The following is a 23,504-nucleotide window of genomic DNA, read 5'->3' as shown; positions in this document are numbered from 1 at the left end:
TGATATCAACTCAGAACTTGTAACCTACGGCAAACATAAATAACCAGGGATCAAGACGAGTGCTGACAGTTTGATCTTGACCGCTCGCCTTGAATTTCACATCAGTGCTAATATCCATCCACCAGAGAGACATATTCAGTAACCAGTTTTTATTCAGGTTATAATCCAACCCGGCTTGGGCGGCTATCCCCCAGGAGTCAGTGAAACTTAAATCACTTAAACCTGCGTTTGTACCCGTATCATTGAATTTTTCATCAAAGAAGGTTGTATAGTTCACACCAACCCCTAAATAAGGGCGCAGCTTGTCTTCTTTTTGTCCAAAATAATACTGAGCCATTAATGTAGGGGGCAGATGTTTCACTTCCGCAATTGTACCAAGACCATTTAAGCCTACTTTATGCTGGAACGGCGTAGCTGCCAGTAACTCCACGCCAATATTATCAGTTGCCATATAAGTGAACGTTAATCCCAATTGAGTATTGTTATCAACGTTAAAAGACCCTAGTGACCCCAGCACATTATCTGAACCTTCATTAGGACGTAAGATAGCCGTACCTGCACGAACAATGATATCACCCGCTTGATTAGCCTGTGCAAAAGCTGGCATTAACGCTGCTGCCATTAATAATAAAGACGCCTTTTTCATTACCCACCCCTTTTGTATGGTTTAAAGTCGAGCGCAATATACCCCCGGGTAAGTATTCTTGTTTTAATCCAGATCACATCTCGACATGTTTCTTGGTAAATTTTTACACACATCAATTTTCTCTAAGTCATTAAAAATACAAGACTTGATCTAAATCAAAAATCGACCTTAAGGCATAAAAACGGCATTGAAATAAAAACTGTCACAGGATTCATTTAGGCGTAAATTTCTTCTACTGCGCATGATTCAATACTGACGAAAGTCGGCGGGATAATCAGAATGAGTGAATACATCAGCCCCTGTATGCAATGCGGTGCTTGCTGTAGTTATTTTCGCGTTTCTTTCTATTGGGCCGAAGCTGATGACGGTGTGGGCGCCGTTCCTGTCTCGCTAACGGAACCTATATCTCCTTTTCTGCGTTGCATGCAGGGAACAAACCGTAAATCGCCTCGTTGTTGTGCATTAGACGGTGAAATTGGTATTGCGGTCCGGTGCCGAATTTACGCCAATCGACCTTCCACTTGTCACGAATTTTCTCCATCAGGAGAAAATAGCCAGATAAATGAAGCTTGCGATCGTGCCCGCGCCTATTACGGGCTTCCTGCACTTATCGCAACCAGAGTGATTAAACCTAAGGATTGAAGTCCGGAACAAAAAGAAACAGATAATCGTGATTACTGTCGGGGTGCCACTGTCTAGCGTAACGAGTTACAATCAGCCACCAAGTTAGATTGATAACCTTTTGCCAAGGAGTTTTCATGCCTATCACGGCCAGTACGTTGTACCGTGACACGATGTATTTTGCGCGTAACCAGTTTGCCAGCATCCTGATGCTGGCACTGTCGGCAGCGTTGATTACTGTCGTTATCAACCATGTTTTTACACCAGATAGCGACCAACTACAGCTACTGAACAGCGACAGCCTTAACCTCTCTTCTGTCAACCAGCCGGGATTGAGCGAGCTCATTCAGCAAATGACGCCAGAACAACAACTCGTCTTGTTAAAAGCATCAGCGGCAGGGACATTCGCATCACTTGTCGGTAATGCACTGCTTACGGGTGGAGTACTGATGTTGATCCAGATGGTATCCGCAGGTGCCCGCACCAGCGCCTTGCGAGCAATCGGCGCGGCGGCACCATTATTGCCAAAATTGTTACTACTGCTCCTGATATGCACCTTGCTTATCCAGATCGGTGTATTGCTGGTAATCGTACCGGGCATATTATTGGCAATTGCATTAAGTTTATCGCCCATTATAGCCATTAGTGAAAAGCGTGGGATTCTCTTCTCCATGCGCGCCAGTAGCAAACTGGCCTTTGCCAATTTACGGATTACCGCACCGGCAGTTATGTTATGGCTTATCGTCAAAGTTATTCTTTTACTATTGGTTGCTAAAATGCCGATGGTTTCACCTACTGCATTGGCAGTGATAATAAATGGTGCCAGCAACTTTATTTCCGCGCTGTTACTGATTTATCTGTTCCGTCTGTATATGCTCTTACGCGCCTGATATCCGAGGTGCTACTATTCAAGTGGCACCAGCCTCTGGCTTTACCGGTGGTGATGTGACAGTATGACTTCCGATAGAGCCATAAAATGGTCTATCGCCAATACAAGGTTAAGCGACGGATTACCACAATGAAGCAACTTCTTGATTTTATTCCCCTTATCGTTTTCTTTACTTTTTATAAGCTTTACGACATCTATGTTGCCTCCGGTGCATTGATCGCCGCTACGGCCGCATCACTGCTCATCAGCTGGTTTATCTATCGCAAAATTGAAAAAATGATGCTGATTACCTTCGTTATGGTTGTCATATTTGGTTCCCTGACGCTGATATTTCATAACGACCAGTTCATAAAATGGAAAGTCACTTTTATTTATACCCTGTTTGCAGCTGTGTTATTAGTAAGCCAGTTTGTCATGAAGAGACCTATTATCCAGCAGATGCTAGGTAAGGACATCACTCTGCCACAGCAGATATGGGCAAAACTTAACGTCTCATGGGCGCTCTTTTTCATTATCTGCGGCCTGGCAAATATTTATATTGCCTTCTGGATGCCGCAAAGTGTTTGGGTTAATTTCAAGGTGTTTGGATTAACCGGTCTTACGCTGGTATTTACCTTACTGTGTGGGCTCTACATTTATCGCCATCTATCGATTGAACCGGGAAAACCGGAACATGATGAACGCGATACCTAATTTGACGCTTAAACACGCATTCATATTACTCACACTTTTTAGTTGATACTACGATGAACAAACAAGACGTAATACTACCCCATGGTGAATTGGTACTCCGAACACTGGCGATGCCTGCGGATACCAATGCTAACGGTGATATTTTTGGTGGCTGGTTAATGTCCCAGATGGATATTGGCGGTGCGATTCTGGCTAAGGAAATCGCAGAAGGCCGGGTAGTTACCGTCCGTGTAGACGGTATGACCTTTCTCAAATCAGTAGCTGTCGGCGACGTAGTTTGCTGTTATGCCCTTTGTACCCGAACTGGTCGCAGTTCAATCACCATTAATGTAGAAGTGTGGGTGAAGAAAGTCTCTTCCGCACCCATTGGACAACGTTATCGAGCCACCGAGGCACTGTTTACCTATGTAGCGGTTGACGATGACGGAAGGCCACGGGAATTACCCTCTGGAAAGGGCCATTTTGCGCTGGATCAGGGATGATACCCCAGAATGGCGCTATCTTGATGATAGCGCCTAATCTCCCGATATTGAGACAATCACTCCATCGCCGCCCCACCATTAATTTTGAACATAATGGTCACCACCAAATCCTTGGCTGGCTTATTCTCTTCATAACGCCATTTACGCATCGCTTGTTTGATATCACGCTCAAACATATTTTTAGGCTCAGCCGATAACACGCGCACATTATCCACTCTGCCGGATGCGTTAACGTCAAACTGCAACTTAACCCGCCCTTCAATGCGCAAAGCAAAAGCACGCGCCGGATATTCCGGTTGAGCACGGCTGAGAGGCCGAGGACCGGACGATGGCACGTTAACGGTCGGAGACTGTCTAACTGGCGCCTTGTTTGCCGACAGTAATGGTTCATCACTGGTGAGGTGTGACGGTGGCTGTTTTTCTACAGCGCGCTGGCGAATAGGCGGCTTGGATGGTTTGATTTTCTTCACCGGTCTTGGTTTTGGTTTTGGCTTGGGCTCAGGCAATGGAACCGGAACCGGCTCAGGTACGGGTTTTGGCTGTAGTTCAGGTTCATGCATTGGCTCTGAAGGTGAAGTTTCTTTGGGCCGTGACGCCGGAGTAGCCTCCAGGACAGCGGGATTAACCATCACCACATTGATGGGTTGCGATTCCGTCGGTAAGGTTATTGTGGGACTATTCAGGGATGCGTACAGCAGTCCGGCAATCAATAGACAATGAAAGCCAACTGAAAGAATGAAAGGCCATGAGAATCGGCTAGCAAGGAAAAACTTTTTTTGCGGCATAGTATTACATTGTCCTCTTAGGACTCCGATTTTAAATGCAAATAGCAATCATATTCAATAGCATTGAGGCACATTGTTAAAAACCGGTGATTAAGATGGATATTCAGCTACAGCGTCAATCAGTTTCCCTTTTACAGACATTCCCTATGCTAGAATCTCCGTTCTGAAATGTTATCTCAAAACATCTCCCGCTATCACTCGGCATAGCGATGACTACTGAGGGTTACTTTAATGCTTTATCTTATTTACGCTACTGACACACCCGACTCCTTAGCGCAACGTCTGGCTGCCCGACCAGATCATCTGGCCCGACTGCAAACACTGCGAGATCAGGGACGTCTTTTAACCGCTGGGCCGCTCCCCGCCGTTGACAGTGAGGAGCCCGGCACAGCAGGTTTTACCGGTTCAGTTATCATCGCTGAATTTGACTCCCTGCATGAGGCCGAATTCTGGGCAGAGGCCGATCCTTACGCCGCAGCTGGCGTCTATAGCAGCGTCACGGTGAAACCGTTCAAGAAAGTTTTTTAATTCTAAAATGATGGAGATCAATAGCAGTATCAATAAGTCAGATCTCCATTCCTTCGACTATTATCTGAAATATTTTAGTCATTTAACGATGATATTTTGACGACTCTTAATCTGTAGAGAGTCAAAATATATGTTAATGTCCACGACATCACAAACCAGGAAATGGCGCAGGCTCCATCGATATCGGCTGAGTTTCCTTTCCGGTTTGTTGTTGATTATCGGGTTATTCTCTTTACTGCAAATTTTTTCAGTCGGGATCATCACAAAAACCATGACTCAGGTGCGACTAGATAGCGCAGCCAATGAAACATTACGACAGCAACAAGCATTAATGGATCAATCCCGCATGGAGATCATGAATGCCAGTGACAAACTGAATCGCGCAGGCATCTATTTGATGGTTGATAAAGAAACAGGCTCTGTCGGCAGTTGGCACAGCCTGATGAATGAGGCAGAAACGTCTTTACAACAAGCCGAGAAACATTATCAACAACTCAATACCCGCACCGCCGCACAGAAAAATCCAGCCTTTGCCGCATTGAAAGTCAGTTACCAACAACTCTATGCCGGTCTACGAGAAGTGGCGGAAAGCATTAAAAAAAGCAATCAGATTGATATTTTCTTCTCCGTCCCTATTCAGGCTTACCAAAACGACTTCACAAAAAAGTACTCTCGTTATCTACAGGACAATGACACTCAACAGAAGCAACACAGTCAGAAATTACTTAACAATCTGGATGAAGCGCATACCATTTTCATCATCGTGCTGGGGTTATTAATGATAGTATCCGCCATGGTATGGGCAGGCGTGAATAAAACCATTATTCGCCCCTTGAAGCGTATTACCGATCATTTGCAATTAATTGCCGCAGGTGATCTCTCTCATACTATAAAAACTGAAAAACGCGCCACCCGTGAAATATCCCAATTAAATGACAGTGTGATCCAAATGCAAAGCGGATTGGTTGACCTGATAAATCAGGTTCGCCAAGGCATCGAAAATATGGCGGTACAGCTTGATCATGTCACCAATGATAACCAGACGCTATCGACTCAAGCTAACCGTCAGTCACTGGAGCTGAAAGCCACCACTGAGCATATTATCCAACTCAGTCAGCATTTGGAGCAAAATTCACATCATACTCAGCAGGCCAGTCACCATGCAGAAGAAGCGAGCCACATCGCTGAGCGTGGCGAAGACATGATGAATGATGTCAAAAGCGCCATGTTGAATATTTCCGGGCGCACCAAGGAGATGACGGAAGTTATCAGTATGATTGAAAATGTTGCGTTTCAGACGCACATTTTGTCGTTGAACGCCGCCATTGAAGCTGCCCGCGCCGGTGATATGGGGCGGGGATTCTCCGTTGTTGCGCGAGAAGTGGGAACACTAGCGGCACAGAGTAGCAACTCTGCACAAAATATTAATGTCCTGATTCGTGAATCCGATGACAGTGTAACCACCGGTGCACAATTGGTAACCCGTTTGAATGACAGTTTGCAGGAGATCATTCGGGCAGCGAAAGAGACATGCACATTCCTGAACGACATCGCCACTATTTCACTGCAACAAAACCAGAGTATCCACGAAGTCACCAACCGAATCAGTACGCTTAATGATACGGTCCGGCAAAATGCCGGACAGGTAGCGGCGTCGGCTCAAACTTGCACATCATTACTGGAACAAGCGGAACAACTAACCGCCTCGGTCTCTCTGTTTTCATTACCCCGACCGGCTGATCCCGCGTCGCGGGATGCCGTCGCAGCAGTATCAATGATACCGGTGTTATCCTAGCGTCAGGACACCACCAACATTTCTATTCGGGACGATAGCTCTGCGCCAAGGATGGTGCAACATCAAACAGAGCGCATCAGACGGTATCGGTTTTCTACCATTCATACGCTACCGCATACAGTAAAGCTCGGCGCTGGTGTTTCTGCTGTAGGTAACGAGCATAGCGAATATGACAATAGCTGCGAGACTGGGCTTCAAGCCAACGGCTGCGGCGGCGTTGTATCTGACGCTGCATTCTCCAGCGACTGACTTCATTCCGACTGCGTTTCATAGCATGACTCTTTTTATCAAGTGATGATTTTTTTCGGGGAACGTGCGGCGCACATTATAGTCTCTTCAATTAATGCGCCAAGCCCTGTTTGAAATTTAGTGTGGTGTAATGCGCTATTTTATTCAGACTAAAGGAATTTCCCCTTTACGCAAACTATGCGTACACTCTGAAGACATACACTTGCCAAAAGGAATGATGTCTCTTAATCATGACAACATTTTATACCATGCTTAGTGGAGTAATTGTTTTCGGTTACTGGCTACTGATTGCAGGTGTCACGCTGCGGATTCTGATGAAACGGCGTGCAGTTCCCTCAGCCATGGCCTGGCTGCTGGTGATTTATATTCTTCCACTGGTAGGTATTGTGGCCTATCTATCTTTTGGTGAACTCCATTTAGGAAAGCGTCGGGCCGAACGAGCGAGCAAAATGTGGCCGTCAACCGCAAAATGGCTGCGTGAGCTCAAAGAATATCACCATATATTTGCGACTGAAAACAGTGTGGTTGCCAGCGCACTGTTTCAACTTTGCGAACACCGTCAGGGTATCGGCAGCGTAAAAGGGAATCAACTTCAGTTGCTAACCTCGTTCGACGACACAATCAAGTCACTGGTTCGCGATATTGAACTGGCTCGTAGCAATATTGAGATCGTATTTTACATCTGGCAACAGGGCGGATTGGTAGAACAAGTGACACAGTCACTTATAGCGGCGGCACAACGTGGTGTTCACTGTCGAATTTTGTTGGATTCAGCGGGTAGTGTGCAGTTTTTTCACAGTACCTATCCTGATGAGATGCGAGCTGCCGGTATCGAGGTGGTACAGGCGCTAAAAGTCAACATTCTGCGTGCTTTCCTGCGCCGCATGGATTTACGCCAGCACCGCAAAGTCATTTTGATTGATAATCGCATTGCTTATACCGGTAGTATGAATATGGTCGATCCACGCTACTTCAAGCAAGATTCAGGGGTTGGTCAGTGGGTTGATTTAATGGCGCGCGCAGAAGGTCCGGTTACTACCACCATGGGGGTCATTTACAGTTGTGACTGGGAGATGGAAACCGGAAAACGCCTGCTGCCACCGCCACCGGACACCAACATTATGCCGTTTGAACAAGAAAGTGGTCACACTACCCAGATCATTGCCTCTGGTCCTGGCTACCCGGAAGAGCTGATTCACCAGGCATTGCTGACATCGGTGTACGCAGCCCGCAAACAATTAATCATGACCACCCCCTACTTCGTGCCAAGCGACGATTTATTGCATGCCATCTGCACAGCAGCTCAGCGTGGTGTAGATGTCAACATCATTGTACCGGACAAAAATGACTCGGTGATGGTTGGTTGGGCCAGTAAAGCTTTCTTTAGCGAACTACTGACCTCCGGAGTAAAAATCCATCAATTTAAAGGCGGTTTGCTACATACCAAGAGTGTGCTTGTTGATGGGCAGCTAAGCCTGGTTGGTACTGCGAATCTGGATATGCGCAGTTTGTGGTTGAATTTTGAAATTACACTGGTCATTGATGATGAAGGGTTTGGGAGTGATCTTGCCTGTGTGCAGGAGGATTATATCGCCCGGTCTCAACGATTAAATATCGATGTGTGGCAAAAACGTCCTTATTGGCAGCGGATTGTTGAGCGTTTATTCTATTTTTTCAGTCCACTGCTATAAATGGACTCTGCCCCCGTGTTCTAATGTCTCATTATATTTTCACAGGAATGTTGTATGGATTTAAATAATCGTCTGACCGAAGATGAAACCCTGGAACAGGCTTACGATATTTTTCTGGAACTGGCACCAGAAAACCTGGATCCGGCAGATATTTTACTGTTCAACCTTCAGTTTGAAGAGCGCGGCGGTGCCGAATTATTTGATCCAGCAGAAGATTGGCTGGAGCATGTAGATTTCGATCTGAATCCTGATTTTTTTGCCGAAGTCATTATTGGCCTGGCAGAACATGACGGTGAAGATATTAATGATATTTTTGCCCGTGTTCTGATTTGCCGAGAAAAAGACCATAAGCTTTGCCATATTCTATGGAAAGAGTAATCCAGGCAAATAATCATTCATATAAGCGTTGAAAACGATTGCACTGTTCTTGAAAGTCGAGCCGGGATTATCCCGACCCGGCTTATTTCATTGTGGCAGAGGATCGACTTTCAAACATGAAACGGCATGGCGAAAACTACCCTCCAGCACGGGGCGTGTTTTAACACACTCCGGTCCGGCAATCGGGCAGCGAGTACAGAACACACATCCAGTCGGTGGGTTAATGGGTGAAGGAAGGTCACCTTCCAGCAACTGAATCTGCTTATTCCGCTCTTTATCCGGATCTGGAATCGGTACCGCCGACATTAACGCCCGAGTGTAAGGGTGCAGTGGATTATGGTACAGCTCATCATAAGTGCCCAGTTCTACCGCATGGCCCAGATACATGACCAACACCCGGTCAGAGATATGTTTAACCACAGATAAATCATGCGCAATAAAGATCAATGATAATCCCATTTCACGCTGCAACTGCTGCAACAGATTCACTACCTGTGCCTGAATTGATACGTCCAGCGCCGACACGGGTTCGTCGCAAATGATCAATTTTGGCTCCAGAATCAGCGCTCGGGCGATCCCGATTCGCTGACACTGCCCACCGGAAAACTCATGCGGATAACGGTTGATCAGGTTTGGCAACAGCCCCACTTTCATCATTATCGTCTTAACCCGATCCTTGACGTTCTGGCGGGATAACTTCGGATGATAGGTGCGCAGTGGCTCAGCAATAATGTCCCCGATGGTCATCCGTGGGTTCAGCGAAGCCAGCGGATCCTGAAATATCATCTGGATATCGTTGCGCACTTCCCGCCACTGCGTATTTCCCATTCCCAATAAATCGTTACCCATCCAGGTAATACTGCCACCGGTGGCTTTCACCAGGCCGATAATGGCCCGGGCCAGTGTGGATTTACCACAACCGGACTCTCCAACGATCCCCAGCGTTTCACCTTGATACAATCGCAGAGTGACGCCATCGACTGCTTTCAAGCGCATTGGCGACTGCCAGAACCACTGCTTTTCATCCCGGACATCAAAATGAACTTTCAGCTCGTCCACTTCAAGCAGGATTTTTTTATCGTCCATCAGGCTCATAGCAACTCCTCCACGCGTCTAAAACAAGCGCGCAGTCTACCTTCTTCAAATGGTGTCAATGCAGGTGGCTGATTGCAACGTTCCTGCGCATACGGGCAACGTGGTTGGAACGGACACCCTTTCGGTAAACGCAGCAGATTAGGAGGATTACCTGGAATAGTGGCCAACACTTCGTTTTCAGCATCCAGACGAGGAACCGCATTAAGTAAACCGATGGAGTAAGGATGAGTCGGATTATAGAACACCTCGCGCGCTGTACCGTATTCCATAGTACGTCCCGCGTACATCACCAATACCTTGTCACAGATACCGGCGACTACGCCCAGGTCATGAGTAATCATAATGATAGCTGTATTAAACTCACGCTTGAGCTCATTAAGCAACGTCATGATCTGCGCCTGCACCGTCACATCCAATGCCGTAGTGGGTTCGTCAGCAATCAGCAGTTTTGGGCGACATAACAACGCCATGGCAACCATCACCCGTTGGCGCATCCCACCAGAAAATTCATGTGGATACATACGCATACGTTTTCTGGCTTCTGGCATTTTTACCGCATCCAACATCTGGATTGATTCTTCAAACGCTTCACTCTTGCTGAGCTTCTTGTGCAGCATCAGCACTTCCATCAACTGTTCCCCTACTCTCATATAAGGGTTAAGCGACGTCATCGGATCCTGAAAAATCATGGCGATTTCTTCAGCACGTAGCCGGTTCAACTCACGCTCAGGCAGATTCAGAATTTCCCTTCCATTGAAACGCGCCGAACCAGTAATATGTCCATTGGTGGCCAGCAATCCCATCAGAGCAAACGCGGTCTGGGATTTACCCGAACCAGACTCGCCAACAATCCCCAATGTTTCACCTGAATTCAGAGTGAAATTAAGATCATTCACTGCGGTCACATCACCATCCGGTGTATCAAAGGTTACGCGCAAATCTTTTACGTCCAACAACACGTCCTGGGGCTCTGACGTATTCATCATGGTCATGAAGCGTCTCCTTAGCGATCTTTCGGATCGAGGGCATCGCGCAAGCCATCGCCGATAAAGTTAAAACAAAACAAGGTGATTACCAGAAACCCTGCCGGATAAAACAGTAACCAGGGTGCAACCTCCATCGAGTTGGCACCATCGTTCAGCAGTGCGCCCCAACTACTTAGCGGTTCCTGCGTACCTAAGCCAAGGAAACTCAGAAAGGATTCAAATAAAATCATGCTGGGAACCAGCAATGATGCATATACCACCACCACACCCAACACATTGGGAACGATATGGCGTAATACAATCCCGCGCGTGGATACGCCACAGACCAGTGCGGCCTCGATGAACTCTTTACGCTTAAGGCCCAGGGTTTGCCCACGCACAATTCGCGCCATATCCAGCCATGACACCATGCCAATAGCCACAAAAATCAACAGGATATTCTGGCCAAAAAATGTCACCAACAGAATAACGAAAAACATAAATGGGAAAGAATTCAGAATCTCCAGCAAACGCATCATTACCGAGTCGACTTTACCGCCAAGGTAACCGGACACCGCACCGTACAACGTTCCCACCACTACTGCAATTAGCGCTGCTGCCACACCCACCATCAGGGAAATCCGGCCGCCGATGGCAACCCGTACCAGTAGGTCGCGACCCGATGAATCCGTACCAAAATAGTGTCCGGAAGCCAGATCCGGCGCACTAGACATCATGTTCCAGTCAGTATCGGCATAATTAAATGGCGAGAGCATCGGCGCGAAAATAACGAACAGGGTGATGAGTATCAGAACGATCAAACTGGTCAATGCCGCCCGGTTATGTATAAAACGACGCCGGGCATCCTGCCATAGACTGCGCCCTTCAATTTCAAGTCGTTCACTAAAGCTATCTACTGCCTCAAGGTTACGTTTATTCCAGAACATCAGCTCCCCCGGTTCAGTAACGGATCTTCGGATCGATAACGGCATACAGCACGTCAATGATCGCATTAAACAGAATGGTCAACCCACCCACCAGGATGGTAAGACTAAGCACCAGCGAGTAGTCGCGGTTCAATGCCCCGTTGACAAACAACTGGCCGATACCCGGTAACCCGAAAATGGTTTCTACCACCATCGAACCGGTAATAATCCCGACAAATGCCGGCCCCATATAGGACAGCACCGGCAACAATGCCGGTTTTAGTGCATGGCGGAAAATAATATGTCGCATTGGCAAGCCTTTGGCCCGGGCGGTACGAATAAAGTTGGAATGCAACACTTCAATCATTGAGCCACGAGTAATACGAGCGATACTGGCGATATAGGCCAAAGACAGTGCCACCATCGGTAAAATGACATACTTTGGTGCACCACCATTCCAGCCACCACCGGGTAGCCAATGCAGTGTGATGGAAAAAACCAATACCAGTAACGGCGCCACCACAAAGCTGGGAATCACCACCCCGGTCATGGCAAACCCCATCACGGTATAATCCCATTTGCTGTTTTGATGCAGTGCTGCGACCACGCCAGCGCTCACGCCCAGAACCACCGCCAACAGAAAAGCTGCCAGCCCAAGCTTGGCGGATACCGGAAAGGCACTTCCCACCAGATCATTCACCGAATAATCTTTATATTTGAACGACGGTCCGAAATCCCCATGCGCTAACTGCCATAAATAATCGCCATATTGTTTAATCATGGGATCGTTAAGATGATATTTGGCTTCAATATTAGCCATGACTTCAGGAGGAAGCGTTCGCTCTCCGGTAAACGGGCTGCCGGGTGCCAATCGCATCATAAAAAACGAAAGGGTAATCAAGATGAACAATGTTGGAATTGCTTCAAGACATCGACGAAAAATAAATTTTAACATTGACCTTACCTATAAATCCGGCCTGAAAGTTTAACGTTAATTACCAAAACCAAACGGGACTGTGTAGTAACACAGTCCCGTAGGAAGATTAATGTTTGATAATGTAAAGGTTCTTAACGTAGACATGATCCAGCGGATCTTTACCGGTTAAGCCACCCACATAGGGTTTCACCAAGCGGATGTTGGCGTAGTAGTAAACCGGAACAATCGCGGCATCTTTTTCTAACCGTGTTTCAGCTTGTCGATAAAAATCAGCCCGTTCATCTTCGGTTTTGGCCGCCATTGCTTTTACCATCAACGCATCAAACGCTGGGCTCTTATAATGGGCGGTGTTGCTGCTGCTGTCGGAGATCATAATATTCAGGAACGTGGAAGGCTCGTTATAATCCGCACACCACCCCCCGCGGGCCAGATCATAATTCCCTTGATGACGGTTATCCAGGAAGGTTTTCCATTCCTGATTGTCCAGTTTTACCTCAACGCCAATGTTGTGCTTCCAGATAGACGATGCCGCGATCGCCATTTTTTTATGCAAATCGGAAGTATTGTACAGCAGATTAAACGTCAATGGTTTTGCGGCAGTATAACCGGCTTCAGCCAGCAATTTTTTCGCTTCAGTATCGCGTTTTTCCTGTGTCCAGCTAAACCACGCCGGCGCGGTTAATTTTAGGCCGTCAATATAAGGCGGGGTAAAACCATAAGCCGGAATATCACCCTGATTTTTCACTTTGTTAGTGAGGATATTTTGGCTCAGGCCTAAAACCAGCGCCTTACGTACTCTGGGATCGTTGAACGGTGCCTTCTGATTATTAATTTCGTAGTAGTAAGTGCAAAGATAAGGATTGACTTTAACTTCGTTCGGGATCTCTTTTTTCAACTTCTGGAACAGTTCTATTGGCAGATAGTTATAGGTCATGTCGATTTCACCGCTGCGATAGCGGTTAACATCAGTCACTTCAGATGAAATCGGCAAATAGGTAACTTTGTTAATCACAGTGTGGGCGTTATCCCAATAATATGGATTACGTACCAGCACCATTTTTTCGTTAACCACCCACTCTTTCAGCTTATAAGCACCATTACCGACCCAGTTTTCTGGCCGCGTCCATTTTTCACCAAACTTTTCGACAACGGCTTTATTTACCGGGAAAGTCGATGGATGAACCAGTAATTTATAAAAATACGGGACCGGCTCGCTCAGCGTGACTTCCAGCGTATGGTCATCCAGCGCTTTTACACCCAGCGTATCCGGGGATTTTTTACCAGCCACCACATCGTCAATATTAACGATATGACCAAATTGCAGATAGCTGGCATAAGGCGAGGCGGTTTTCGGGTCGGAAACACGCCGCCAACTGTAAACGAAATCTTGCGCGGTAACCGGATCGCCATTAGACCAACGGGCATTTTTACGCAAGTGGAACGTCCAGACTTTAAAATCCTTATTATCCCAGCTCTCCGCCACCCCTGGAGCCGGGTGACCATCAGGGTCAGTCACCAGCAATCCTTCCAGCAGATCACGCGATACATTGGATTCAGGAACCCCTTCAATCTTGTGCGGATCAAGCGAAGCGACTTCAGCACCATTATTACGCACCAGTTCTTGCTTGGCTGCCAATTGCACACCGGCTGGCACATTAGCAGCCCAGGCAGAGGCACCGGCAGACGCCCCCAGAACTGAGAGAATCCCGACGACAAGTCGTTTTTTTGTTGTTTTAGTTAACATTTTATTATTTTGCTCCTGTATTTACTATTATCGCGCCAATAAGCGCCACATAACCCTGCTTAAAGCACCAAACGTTTGACATCAGAGGAACATATCTGGTGATTTCAACATTTAGTGATTGAGAGATCGTTTATTTATATAGCATCTGAACCGATTACCGACTGTACATCACTTAAAATAAGGCAGTGATTGTCTGAGGCAGGCGGGGTCAGAAATGTCATTACGCATCTCATCTGCTGCCAGAAATCAACAGCGTATATATGTCCTTCCCTACCTATAGAAAAGTGATTAAATACTCAAAATACATCTTTATAATATCTCAGTGACACATGCCATCTTTTCAAGAAAACACAAAGCGTTTTGGAAGCCATGGGCTGCCGATATCCGTTTCTGGGAAGCCACAAAATCAGAGATACTGTTATCTATCATTTGCCCTGTTATCTAATCTAGTATAGGTATGTTTTTCATAAAATTAACTTATGCATAACCACAGTATGAAAAGTAACGGTTCCGAACGTATCAAAAGAATTCACCTGCGCCAATAGATTTTATATGTTGTTACTTAATTTTCTTTTCTATCCTCATAACGATACACCTACCTTAGATTACTAACAGCAACGCTGTTCTGATGAATTCCACAAATAAATAAATTGCTTATTTTTTAGATTATAACTTTAACATATAACACTTTAACAACATAAAATTTACATAAATGAAATAAAACAATATATTATTCTTTGTCATAAAATTGTGATCATAACAGCACAAAAACGTAGATTTGTGAAAAAATTAACAACATGCTCGTATGGGCGACAAGGATAGATTGTTCAGCATTCCTCAGTTCACGTAAGTATCAATGTCTTAACGGCATGAGAAATAGATAAGATTTTTTTATCTTAATATCCATAGTAAAAAGAATGGGAAAGGCAGGATATAATCCTGCCTGATCATCAGAGGACATAATTAAAAGAGAGAAGAAAATTAAAGCAGACCAGGGAAAATGGCTTTTATGCCTGTCACAATAAACTCAATGCCCAGAGACATCAGTAGTAACCCCATAATACGGGTGACAACGTTGATTCCCGTCTGTCCCAATACTTTGACCAAAATAGGTGCCACACGGAATAACAGCCAACAGCAAAAAGCAAAAATGGCAATCGCCAGAGAAAGTCCAAATAAATTCAACCAGCCATGGTACCTGGAACTCCACACAATGGTTGAACTGATAGCGCCTGGCCCGGCCATCAGGGGTAAGGCCAGTGGCACAACACCAATGCTTTCACGATTGGCAGTTTCCGTTTTTTCTTGCTTATTCTGTTTATCTTCCCCTAATTTACCGCTGATCATTGACATCGCAATGGTGACCACCAATATTCCTCCGGCAATACGGAATGAATCAATAGAAATTCCAAACAGCCGCAGAATACCGTCGCCAAAGAAAAGAGAACCCCACAGAATACCGACGACTGAAAGATTGGCGGTCAAATTGGTCTTGTTACGCCCAATCGTCCCTTGATAATTAGTCATGCTAATGAAAACTGGCAAGATACCAATAGGGTTGACCAACGCAAACAATCCGATAAAAAACTTGATATAGCCGGAAAAATCTAACATGGGCTGCATCACAAATTACCTCAAATAGATTAATGTGAACGCTAGGAACCTTCGCGGCGCTACTGTAATGTAAGTAATGGCGCTAATCCATTACTTGATAGACATCTCACCTGTCATTTTTCTCTATTTTCGATATAAACAGTGAAGGATTGCATTTGATGATGCTGGTTGTTTTATCTACAGACGTCCAATGTTGATAATAGTTCTCATAAACGCATTGCTGAATGGAGTCAGCATGGGTAATTTTAGATGGAGATCACAAAATCACTCTTTGTAAATCGGTATGCTTCTTCTATAGCAAAGGACGGAAACCAGGAAGATACTCATAGACAGGAATTGAAACTATTTGGAAAATTGAAAGAGAAAAAGGGAAACAGCCAAGCTGATACCAAGTTCTTTGAGTCAATGGAATAAGGACTAATGACACAAGTAATCCATAAGACTTTTATCATCACCGTATAATGAGTGCGATTATCTATACTTCTTACTTGTTCGACAGACCATTGACTGAAAGAATTTAACATTATCAGGAGAGCACTATGGCCGTAACAAATGTTGCTGAACTTAACGCACTGGTTGCACGCGTAAAAAAAGCGCAGCATGAATTTGCTAACTATTCTCAAGAGCAAGTTGATAAAATTTTCCGCGCTGCCGCACTGGCTGCCTCGGATGCTCGCATACCGCTGGCAAAAATGGCTGTCACCGAATCCGGTATGGGGATTATTGAAGACAAGGTCATCAAAAACCATTTTGCCTCTGAATATATCTACAATGCTTATAAAGATGAGCAAACCTGTGGTGTCTTATCTGAAGATAAGACCTTCGGAACAATCACCATCGCGGAACCTATCGGTATTATCTGTGGTATCGTTCCTACGACCAATCCGACGTCAACCGCAATTTTCAAAGCATTAATCAGCCTGAAAACCCGTAACGGCATCATTTTTTCCCCTCACCCGCGCGCTAAAAACGCGACTAATAAGGCCGCTGATATCGTGTTGCAGGCCGCTATCGCTGCAGGCGCACCGAAAGATATCATCGGTTGGATTGATGAACCTTCCGTTGAGCTTTCCAATCAGTTAATGCACCACCCTGATATTAACCTGATCCTGGCTACCGGTGGTCCTGGCATGGTGAAAGCCGCATACAGCTCAGGCAAACCGGCTATCGGCGTCGGTGCGGGTAATACCCCGGTCGTCGTTGACGAAACCGCTGATATCAAACGTGCAGTCGCCTCCATCTTGATGTCAAAAACCTTTGATAACGGTGTTATCTGCGCGTCTGAACAATCCGTTATTGTGGTAGACAAAGCTTATGATGCCATGCGTGAGCGTTTTATGACTCATGGCGGTTACATGTTGAAAGGCAAAGAATTGGAAGCCGTTCAGGGTGTTTTACTGAAAAATGGCGCACTGAATGCAACTATTGTCGGCCAGCCCGCTCCTCGTATTGCGGAAATGGCAGGTATCACTGTTCCAGCTGAAACCAAAGTGTTGATCGGCGAAGTCACCGATGTTGATGAGTCCGAACCTTTTGCTCACGAAAAACTCTCCCCTACGCTGGCTATGTATCGGGCCGATGATTTCGAAGATGCCGTCGTCAAAGCTGAAAAACTGGTGGCTATGGGGGGGATCGGTCACACATCCTGTCTGTACACCGATCAGGATAACCAGACTGCGCGGGTTAATTACTTCGGCGACAAGATGAAAACCGCCCGTATTCTGATCAACACCCCAGCATCCCAAGGTGGGATTGGGGATCTTTACAACTTCAAACTCGCACCGTCATTGACATTAGGTTGTGGTTCTTGGGGCGGTAACTCCATCTCCGAGAACGTCGGGCCGAAACATCTGATCAACCGCAAAACAGTCGCTAAGCGAGCAGAAAATATGTTATGGCACAAGCTTCCCAAATCAATCTACTTCCGTCGTGGCTCTTTGCCAATCGCACTGGAAGAAGTAGCAACAGATGGTGCTAAACGCGCCTTTATCGTTACCGATCGCTTCTTGTTTAATAACGGCTACGCTGATCAGATCGTTGATGTACTGAAAAATTGCGGATTGGAAACCGATGTCTTCTTTGAAGTGGAAGCTGATCCGACGCTGAGCATCGTTCGCAAAGGCGCCGAGCAGATGAATTCGTTCAAACCCGATGTCATTATCGCGCTTGGCGGTGGTTCACCGATGGATGCTGCCAAGATCATGTGGGTCATGTATGAACATCCTGATACCCACTTTGAAGATCTGGCATTGCGCTTTATGGATATCCGTAAGCGTATCTACACCTTCCCGAAAATGGGTGTAAAAGCGAAATTAATCGCGGTCACGACAACATCCGGTACGGGTTCTGAAGTGACGCCATTTGCGGTAGTTACCGATGATGCCACTGGTCAGAAATATCCGTTAGCAGACTATGCACTGACACCCGATATGGCGATCGTTGATGCCAATCTGGTTATGAACATGCCAAAATCCTTGTGTGCTTTTGGTGGCCTGGATGCCGTTACCCATGCACTTGAGGCTTATGTTTCTGTCCTGGCGAATGAATATTCCGATGGTCAGGCTTTACAGGCACTGAAACTGCTGAAAGAAAACCTACCTACTAGCTACCACGAAGGTGCAAAAAATCCGGTCGCCCGTGAACGTGTACATAATGCGGCCACTATCGCCGGTATCGCTTTTGCCAACGCCTTCCTTGGGGTATGTCACTCCATGGCGCATAAACTGGGATCTGAATTCCATATCCCACATGGTTTGGCTAACGCCCTGCTAATCTCAAACGTGATTCGCTACAACGCCAATGATAACCCCACCAAACAGACAGCATTTAGCCAGTATGACCGTCCACAGGCTCGTCGTCGCTATGCTGAAGTAGCGGACCATCTGAAACTCGGCGCTGCGGGTGATCGTACGGCACAGAAAATTGAAAAACTGCTGATCTGGCTGGACGAAATAAAAACAGATCTGGGCATTCCGACATCTATTCGGGAAGCTGGCGTGCAAGAAGCCGATTTTCTGGCCAAAGTTGACAAGCTTTCCGAGGATGCGTTCGATGACCAATGTACCGGTGCTAACCCACGTTATCCGTTGATTTCTGAATTGAAACAGATCCTGATGGATACTTACTATGGTCGCCCATTCACTGAGCAATCTGGCGCAGGCAACAAGCCAGCTGTTACTCCTGTCGCGACTACGCCGGTAAAACAACAGGAAAAGAAAGCGAAAAAGTCCGTTAGTTAATCATGGACAATAATGTACTGATTTAACTTACTAAAAAAGCCCTGTTTTCTATGAAATCAGGGCTTTTTGTTACTGTATGGTGATTCCTTGTATCTATAGAATCCTTCTTCCGACACATCATAATTCCCGATGAGCACCAACGTCCTGCCATAGGCAATAAAACGCCGTAAAACGCAACATAACGCGCTTATTGCTTTCTACATATAGACCCCCAGCTTAGACTGTATAAAGCGTTTCTAATGCCTATTCTGAAAGGTATATCAACAATCTCCCCATATCACCGACACGGCTAATCCGTTACAGACCAACTACCGACCAAATGATAAGAGTGGTTAATACATGACCAGATTATCCGTTATCAACAAACCACGTCCGCAATAAAATAGCGGCTGATATTTATCCATAACGCTGAAAGTCTGAGTCAGGTTGGTCCAAAAAAATTTTCCTGTTATCAGAAACACACTTCCATACCGTCCGTGCTCCCAAACGTAACGAATGTTAATTTATGCAACGCGTAATCCATAAACAAATAGACATGCTGAGCCTTAAAACAAGGTCAATTATTAATATGGAAAGTTAACGTTTCCAGATGAATAACCACCTATTAATCGCCTTGCTCCGACCAGTCGTAATATACGTTCATAATGCTCATAGTAAACAAGTTTGTCGCTTTCATTCCCCCTGATACGGGACTGTCCACCATCAATATCACCCCCACACCGAAGCATCCAGAGTAATACATTTACCCGCAACCACCCCCCGACAATACGCCGTTTTAAGTTCAACTATTCGACAATACCAGCTAATAAATAATGAATATCACTAAATGGTTAGCAACAAAAGCCACTGCTTGTACCATACAGAAAATGGAAATACTCAATGTGCTACAGCATCGGACTACCCGTAAAAATTACCAACCTTCGCCATATCAATTAACACGGTGAATAGTTTGCTGGCAATACGCTTTCCTCAACAGGCCAAATAACATCAACCAACACTTCAAGCGATATTCCTGATGCTTAAGATGCCAGGTCACTGGTCTACTTACCCATATCGACCTGATAATCTAATTCGTTTCACTGCTGCTAAACAGCCATATCCCTCGCCAGTCAGTTATAGGGAAATAACAATAGCATCATGAGTTTTCTGTGTTTCTTTGTTTGAATAGAAATAAAACAAGAACACATTGTACCGTACTCAAAAGCCCCCAGATGCCACGATAAGATCGTTAAAAATTGTTGAAACATCGTCACATCAAACCAGTATCATGTCAGTATTATCCTATGGATTCGTCTGATAAACGTTCATCCACGCAGAAGATAAACAATTCCAATAACGTTTCCCTCTGTAAACTATATGCCCCGCGTTAACTGATTTGATACAGGCGACATCTGTAACGGAATGTATTACGAACTTCCACAACTTTTATATTGAGTAGTCATAACGTGATTATCGTTTTAAATCTGCCAAATTTTATCATTATTACAAATCTACCTATTGCAGAAAATAAAATAGCGCTCTATTATCTTATCACTGCCACCAATAATATTATTTTGAGATTAAAACAATGAGCGAAGCACTTAAGATTCTAAACAACATCCGTACTCTGCGTGCCCAGGCAAGGGAATGTAGTCTGGAGACTTTGGAAGAAATGCTGGAGAAACTGGAAGTCGTAGTTAATGAACGCCGCGATGAAGATAACCAGGCTCAGGCAGAAATTGAAGAACGTACACGCAAATTACAGCAATATCGAGATATGTTGATTGCTGATGGTATTGACCCGAACGAATTGCTACAGTCGCTGGGGTCTGCCAAAGTTGCAGGTAAAAGCAAACGTGCTGCACGTCCAGCCAAATATCAATATACTGATGAAAATGGCGAACTAAAAACTTGGACCGGTCAGGGTCGTACACCTGCGGTTATCAAGAAAGCCATTGAAGAACTGGGCAAATCTCTGGATGATTTCCTACTCTAATCGATATTGGAATAAATTCTGTTTTTTAAAATACCTCCTGTCAAACAGGGGGTATTTTTATATCATACGACTAGTCGTTTTTATCCCTCGGCAAGGTACTATGCCAAGGGATAAAAAGGATATTATTTGACTTATTTGTTAATCGTTTCTTTCAACCATTGCGTAAATTCATTGCCTAGCGTGCCATGCCGCATACCATATTCAACAAAGGCAGACATATAACCAAGCTTATTACCGCAATCGTGACTGATACCTTTTAGGTGATAAGCATCAACCGTTTCTTTTTCCATAAGCATGGCAATGGCATCAGTAAGCTGAATTTCGTTTCCTGCACCAGGAGGTGTCTTTTCCAACAGATCCCATATCTGGGCGGAAAGGACATAACGGCCAACAACAGCTAAATTGGAAGGTGCTTCAGATGCTTTTGGTTTTTCAACAATACCGACCATCGGCGCGCTATCACCAGGTTTCAACTCTCTCCCCTGACAATCTACCACCCCATAGCTGCTGACATTATCTACAGGTTCGACCATAATTTGGCTGTTTCCCGTATGATAAAAACGCTGCAACATTTCACTCAGGTTGTCGTTATTCAGATCAGATTCATATTCATCAATAATCACATCTGGCAGAATAACGGCGACAGGCTCATCACCAACTAATGGATGTGCGCAAAGTACTGCATGCCCTAACCCTTTTGCCAATCCCTGACGGACTTGCATAATAGTCACATGCTCTGGACAAATAGACTGAACTTCATCTAATAGCTGGCGCTGAACTCGCTTTTCCAGCATAGCTTCCAGTTCAAAGCTAGTATCAAAATGGTTTTCAATAGAATTCTTGGATGAATGAGTAACCAGAATAATTTCGTTGATACCTGCTGCAATACATTCGTTAACAACATACTGAATTAAAGGTTTATCTATCAGAGGTAGCATTTCCTTAGGGATAGCCTTGGTTGCAGGTAACATTCGTGTTCCAAGTCCAGCCACGGGAATAACCGCTTTTTTTACTTTTTTATTAACAATTGACATAAACAACCTCGTATATCTTGTTCAAATAATAAGCTTTATTTATCCGGGACGTAAAATAGCGAAAGTATATCAGCTCAATGGACAATACTCATCCAACCGATCGTATTGACAAAATAGAACATCAATAAGTGACATAATAGGAAATAATAACGGCAAAGCCACATAAATTGCAGCAAACAGACCACAGTGACTATCAGATTATTCTGTAGAAAGCATCAAGCGTAGTCGCCCACCGCTCCCCCATATTTGACATTGCCATGACTCACAATGATAACTGAGCTGATTCAGATAAGCGCCGTTCATCGTCCCCAATGGAACACCACTGTTTAGTGCCAGCTGATTCTCGTTTACGTTTAACGTGGCATGCAAGCCAGCAGAAATCAGAATCAATCTATTTAGTTCTCGATGATAATAACCCACCAATAGTGGAAACTGGCCTTTTAGACTGGCTTTACGTAGCAGCTGATTTACCTGCTTTAGCAGAATAGGTAACTCTGGTAGCCGTCGCCGCTGGTGAGCCAAATGCTCCTGTAGCAATTCATTAAATAGAGTCCGCAATAATAATGCAGCCAGGACCCCATTATTATTGACTCCCTGGGTAACATCCAGGCAGTAGAAAGCCAATTCGTTTTCAGATAATGCAGCAATATCCAATACCAGCCCAGAATGGTCTGCTACAGTGAGTTGGCGATAATTGATCCGACATCCGGCAATAGTTTGCTGTACCGGCGGTTGTAATTGTTTAAGCAGTTTAATCGCGGCCGTTGGTGACTGATTCAGGGAATCCATGTCCCGCATTAATTGTTCCACTTCATTAGCCTGGGACATAAACATATCAGGGTATAGACAGGACATCACAGATTCACGCAAGCGTGAATAGTCACGAATCGGTTTTAACAGCACATCCTGCACACCTAGACGTAATATTTTTGCGACATCAGCCATTTGACTTGTCGCTGAAACGACGAGAATGGGTGTAGTCGCATCATGTAATCTCAGACGCTCAACAAATTCAAATCCCCCCATTGTGGGCATATTGAGGTCACAGATAATCAAATCGGGTGGATGACGCGCTGCCAGACTTAGTGCTTTCAAGCCGTTTCCAGCTTCATGAATATTGGCTCCCAGTGATGTCAAATAACCCGCCAGCACAGAACGGAAAACAGCTTCATCTTCGACGATTAAAATATGTTTACCCGTTAGTGGTTGTGCCATTGG

21 protein-coding genes are annotated in these 23,504 nt (G+C 45.3%); 10 read left to right on the top strand and 11 right to left on the bottom strand.

Annotation, left to right across the window (positions count from 1 at the left end):
* Positions 1-10 precede the first annotated feature (10 nt).
* Positions 11-646 carry an outer membrane protein OmpW gene (gene ompW, locus PCO85_10755; GenBank protein ID WJV55822.1) on the bottom strand — a complete coding sequence of 212 codons (636 nt, stop codon included), beginning with the start codon at positions 644-646 and terminating at the stop codon, positions 11-13.
* A gap of 279 nt (positions 647-925) precedes the next feature.
* On the opposite strand from ompW, the gene PCO85_10750 reads away from it, so the two are divergent.
* The 4 genes from PCO85_10750 (at position 926) to yciA (ending at position 3,331) form a co-directional block, all read left to right on the top strand.
* Positions 926-1,288 (top strand): YkgJ family cysteine cluster protein, encoded by a 363-nt coding sequence (locus PCO85_10750; GenBank protein ID WJV55821.1) that lies wholly within the window; start codon positions 926-928, stop codon positions 1,286-1,288.
* A gap of 116 nt (positions 1,289-1,404) precedes the next feature.
* Positions 1,405-2,157: a YciC family protein gene (locus PCO85_10745; GenBank protein ID WJV55820.1), complete on the top strand. Its 753-nt coding sequence runs from the start codon at positions 1,405-1,407 to the stop codon at positions 2,155-2,157.
* 128 nt (positions 2,158-2,285) lie between these two features.
* The gene (locus tag PCO85_10740) at positions 2,286-2,849 is read left to right on the top strand and encodes a septation protein A (GenBank protein WJV55819.1); all 564 of its coding nucleotides are present in this window, start codon (positions 2,286-2,288) and stop codon (positions 2,847-2,849) included.
* Positions 2,850-2,902: 53 nt separating this feature from the next.
* Positions 2,903-3,331, top strand: coding sequence for an acyl-CoA thioester hydrolase YciA (gene yciA, locus PCO85_10735; GenBank protein WJV55818.1), 429 nt, complete (start codon positions 2,903-2,905; stop codon positions 3,329-3,331).
* Between the two features lie 56 nt (positions 3,332-3,387).
* Here the strand turns inward: yciA and tonB are convergent, their stop codons facing one another.
* The gene (gene tonB / locus PCO85_10730) at positions 3,388-4,116 is read right to left on the bottom strand and encodes a TonB system transport protein TonB (protein ID WJV55817.1); all 729 of its coding nucleotides are present in this window, start codon (positions 4,114-4,116) and stop codon (positions 3,388-3,390) included.
* A gap of 231 nt (positions 4,117-4,347) precedes the next feature.
* Between tonB and PCO85_10725 the strand changes: the two genes are divergently transcribed.
* Together PCO85_10725 and PCO85_10720 are read left to right on the top strand one after the other, a co-directional pair.
* Positions 4,348-4,644 (top strand): YciI family protein, encoded by a 297-nt coding sequence (locus PCO85_10725; GenBank protein WJV55816.1) that lies wholly within the window; start codon positions 4,348-4,350, stop codon positions 4,642-4,644.
* A 130-nt stretch (positions 4,645-4,774) separates the two neighbouring features.
* Complete coding sequence (locus PCO85_10720) at positions 4,775-6,439, top strand: methyl-accepting chemotaxis protein (protein WJV55815.1); 1,665 nt, start codon at positions 4,775-4,777, stop codon at positions 6,437-6,439.
* Positions 6,440-6,533: 94 nt separating this feature from the next.
* On the opposite strand, the gene PCO85_10715 is transcribed toward PCO85_10720, so the two are convergent.
* Complete coding sequence (locus PCO85_10715; protein WJV55814.1) at positions 6,534-6,710, bottom strand: YciY family protein; 177 nt, start codon at positions 6,708-6,710, stop codon at positions 6,534-6,536.
* A 208-nt stretch (positions 6,711-6,918) separates the two neighbouring features.
* On the opposite strand from PCO85_10715, the gene cls reads away from it, so the two are divergent.
* Positions 6,919-8,379: a cardiolipin synthase gene (cls, locus tag PCO85_10710; GenBank protein ID WJV55813.1), complete on the top strand. Its 1,461-nt coding sequence runs from the start codon at positions 6,919-6,921 to the stop codon at positions 8,377-8,379.
* Between the two features lie 54 nt (positions 8,380-8,433).
* Entirely contained in the window at positions 8,434-8,757 is a 324-nt protein-coding gene (locus PCO85_10705; GenBank protein ID WJV55812.1) for an HI1450 family dsDNA-mimic protein, read from the top strand.
* An 87-nt stretch (positions 8,758-8,844) separates the two neighbouring features.
* Here PCO85_10705 and oppF read toward each other — a convergent pair whose 3' ends face one another.
* The 6 genes from oppF to PCO85_10675 form a co-directional block, all read right to left on the bottom strand.
* Entirely contained in the window at positions 8,845-9,852 is a 1,008-nt protein-coding gene (gene oppF, locus PCO85_10700; GenBank protein WJV55811.1) for a murein tripeptide/oligopeptide ABC transporter ATP binding protein OppF, read from the bottom strand.
* Positions 9,849-10,844, bottom strand: a complete 996-nt coding sequence (locus tag PCO85_10695; protein WJV55810.1) for an ABC transporter ATP-binding protein — start codon at positions 10,842-10,844, stop codon at positions 9,849-9,851. The genes oppF and PCO85_10695 overlap by 4 nt, the downstream gene beginning before the upstream one ends.
* An 11-nt stretch (positions 10,845-10,855) precedes the next feature.
* Positions 10,856-11,764, bottom strand: a complete 909-nt coding sequence (gene oppC, locus PCO85_10690) for an oligopeptide ABC transporter permease OppC (GenBank protein WJV55809.1) — start codon at positions 11,762-11,764, stop codon at positions 10,856-10,858.
* A gap of 13 nt (positions 11,765-11,777) precedes the next feature.
* Complete coding sequence (gene oppB, locus PCO85_10685; protein WJV55808.1) at positions 11,778-12,698, bottom strand: oligopeptide ABC transporter permease OppB; 921 nt, start codon at positions 12,696-12,698, stop codon at positions 11,778-11,780.
* Positions 12,699-12,786: 88 nt separating this feature from the next.
* Positions 12,787-14,424: an oligopeptide ABC transporter substrate-binding protein OppA gene (oppA, locus tag PCO85_10680; protein ID WJV55807.1), complete on the bottom strand. Its 1,638-nt coding sequence runs from the start codon at positions 14,422-14,424 to the stop codon at positions 12,787-12,789.
* A gap of 981 nt (positions 14,425-15,405) precedes the next feature.
* Entirely contained in the window at positions 15,406-16,050 is a 645-nt protein-coding gene (locus tag PCO85_10675; GenBank protein ID WJV55806.1) for a YchE family NAAT transporter, read from the bottom strand.
* Positions 16,051-16,577: 527 nt separating this feature from the next.
* Between PCO85_10675 and adhE the strand changes: the two genes are divergently transcribed.
* Both adhE and hns read left to right on the top strand, forming a co-directional pair.
* Entirely contained in the window at positions 16,578-19,277 is a 2,700-nt protein-coding gene (gene adhE, locus PCO85_10670; GenBank protein WJV55805.1) for a bifunctional acetaldehyde-CoA/alcohol dehydrogenase, read from the top strand.
* Between the two features lie 1,567 nt (positions 19,278-20,844).
* Positions 20,845-21,252 (top strand): DNA-binding transcriptional regulator H-NS, encoded by a 408-nt coding sequence (gene hns, locus PCO85_10665; protein WJV55804.1) that lies wholly within the window; start codon positions 20,845-20,847, stop codon positions 21,250-21,252.
* A gap of 131 nt (positions 21,253-21,383) precedes the next feature.
* Here hns and galU read toward each other — a convergent pair whose 3' ends face one another.
* A complete protein-coding gene (gene galU / locus PCO85_10660) occupies positions 21,384-22,286 on the bottom strand; it encodes a UTP--glucose-1-phosphate uridylyltransferase GalU (GenBank protein ID WJV55803.1) in 903 nt (300 codons plus the stop codon).
* Between the two features lie 198 nt (positions 22,287-22,484).
* The gene (rssB, locus tag PCO85_10655) at positions 22,485-23,501 is read right to left on the bottom strand and encodes a two-component system response regulator RssB (protein WJV55802.1); all 1,017 of its coding nucleotides are present in this window, start codon (positions 23,499-23,501) and stop codon (positions 22,485-22,487) included.
* Positions 23,502-23,504: the final 3 nt, after the last annotated feature.

The sequence above is a fragment of the Prodigiosinella aquatilis genome (genome assembly GCA_030388725.1).
In the GTDB taxonomy this organism is placed as follows: Bacteria; Pseudomonadota; Gammaproteobacteria; order Enterobacterales; family Enterobacteriaceae; genus Prodigiosinella; species Prodigiosinella aquatilis.
The sequence above is the reverse complement of the archived record's forward strand: the minus strand, read 5'-3'. Positions and strand labels throughout refer to the sequence as shown.

Coding starts and splice junctions, on each gene's coding strand:
- ompW (WJV55822.1), bottom strand. CDS start 646: ATGAAAAAGGCGTCTTTATTATTAATGGCAGCAGCGTTAATGCCAGCT.
- PCO85_10750 (WJV55821.1), top strand. CDS start 926: ATGAGTGAATACATCAGCCCCTGTATGCAATGCGGTGCTTGCTGTAGT.
- PCO85_10745 (WJV55820.1), top strand. CDS start 1,405: ATGCCTATCACGGCCAGTACGTTGTACCGTGACACGATGTATTTTGCG.
- PCO85_10740 (WJV55819.1), top strand. CDS start 2,286: ATGAAGCAACTTCTTGATTTTATTCCCCTTATCGTTTTCTTTACTTTT.
- yciA (WJV55818.1), top strand. CDS start 2,903: ATGAACAAACAAGACGTAATACTACCCCATGGTGAATTGGTACTCCGA.
- tonB (WJV55817.1), bottom strand. CDS start 4,116: ATGCCGCAAAAAAAGTTTTTCCTTGCTAGCCGATTCTCATGGCCTTTC.
- PCO85_10725 (WJV55816.1), top strand. CDS start 4,348: ATGCTTTATCTTATTTACGCTACTGACACACCCGACTCCTTAGCGCAA.
- PCO85_10720 (WJV55815.1), top strand. CDS start 4,775: ATGTTAATGTCCACGACATCACAAACCAGGAAATGGCGCAGGCTCCAT.
- PCO85_10715 (WJV55814.1), bottom strand. CDS start 6,710: ATGAAACGCAGTCGGAATGAAGTCAGTCGCTGGAGAATGCAGCGTCAG.
- cls (WJV55813.1), top strand. CDS start 6,919: ATGACAACATTTTATACCATGCTTAGTGGAGTAATTGTTTTCGGTTAC.
- PCO85_10705 (WJV55812.1), top strand. CDS start 8,434: ATGGATTTAAATAATCGTCTGACCGAAGATGAAACCCTGGAACAGGCT.
- oppF (WJV55811.1), bottom strand. CDS start 9,852: ATGAGCCTGATGGACGATAAAAAAATCCTGCTTGAAGTGGACGAGCTG.
- PCO85_10695 (WJV55810.1), bottom strand. CDS start 10,844: ATGACCATGATGAATACGTCAGAGCCCCAGGACGTGTTGTTGGACGTA.
- oppC (WJV55809.1), bottom strand. CDS start 11,764: ATGTTCTGGAATAAACGTAACCTTGAGGCAGTAGATAGCTTTAGTGAA.
- oppB (WJV55808.1), bottom strand. CDS start 12,698: ATGTTAAAATTTATTTTTCGTCGATGTCTTGAAGCAATTCCAACATTG.
- oppA (WJV55807.1), bottom strand. CDS start 14,424: ATGTTAACTAAAACAACAAAAAAACGACTTGTCGTCGGGATTCTCTCA.
- adhE (WJV55805.1), top strand. CDS start 16,578: ATGGCCGTAACAAATGTTGCTGAACTTAACGCACTGGTTGCACGCGTA.
- hns (WJV55804.1), top strand. CDS start 20,845: ATGAGCGAAGCACTTAAGATTCTAAACAACATCCGTACTCTGCGTGCC.
- galU (WJV55803.1), bottom strand. CDS start 22,286: ATGTCAATTGTTAATAAAAAAGTAAAAAAAGCGGTTATTCCCGTGGCT.
- rssB (WJV55802.1), bottom strand. CDS start 23,501: ATGGCACAACCACTAACGGGTAAACATATTTTAATCGTCGAAGATGAA.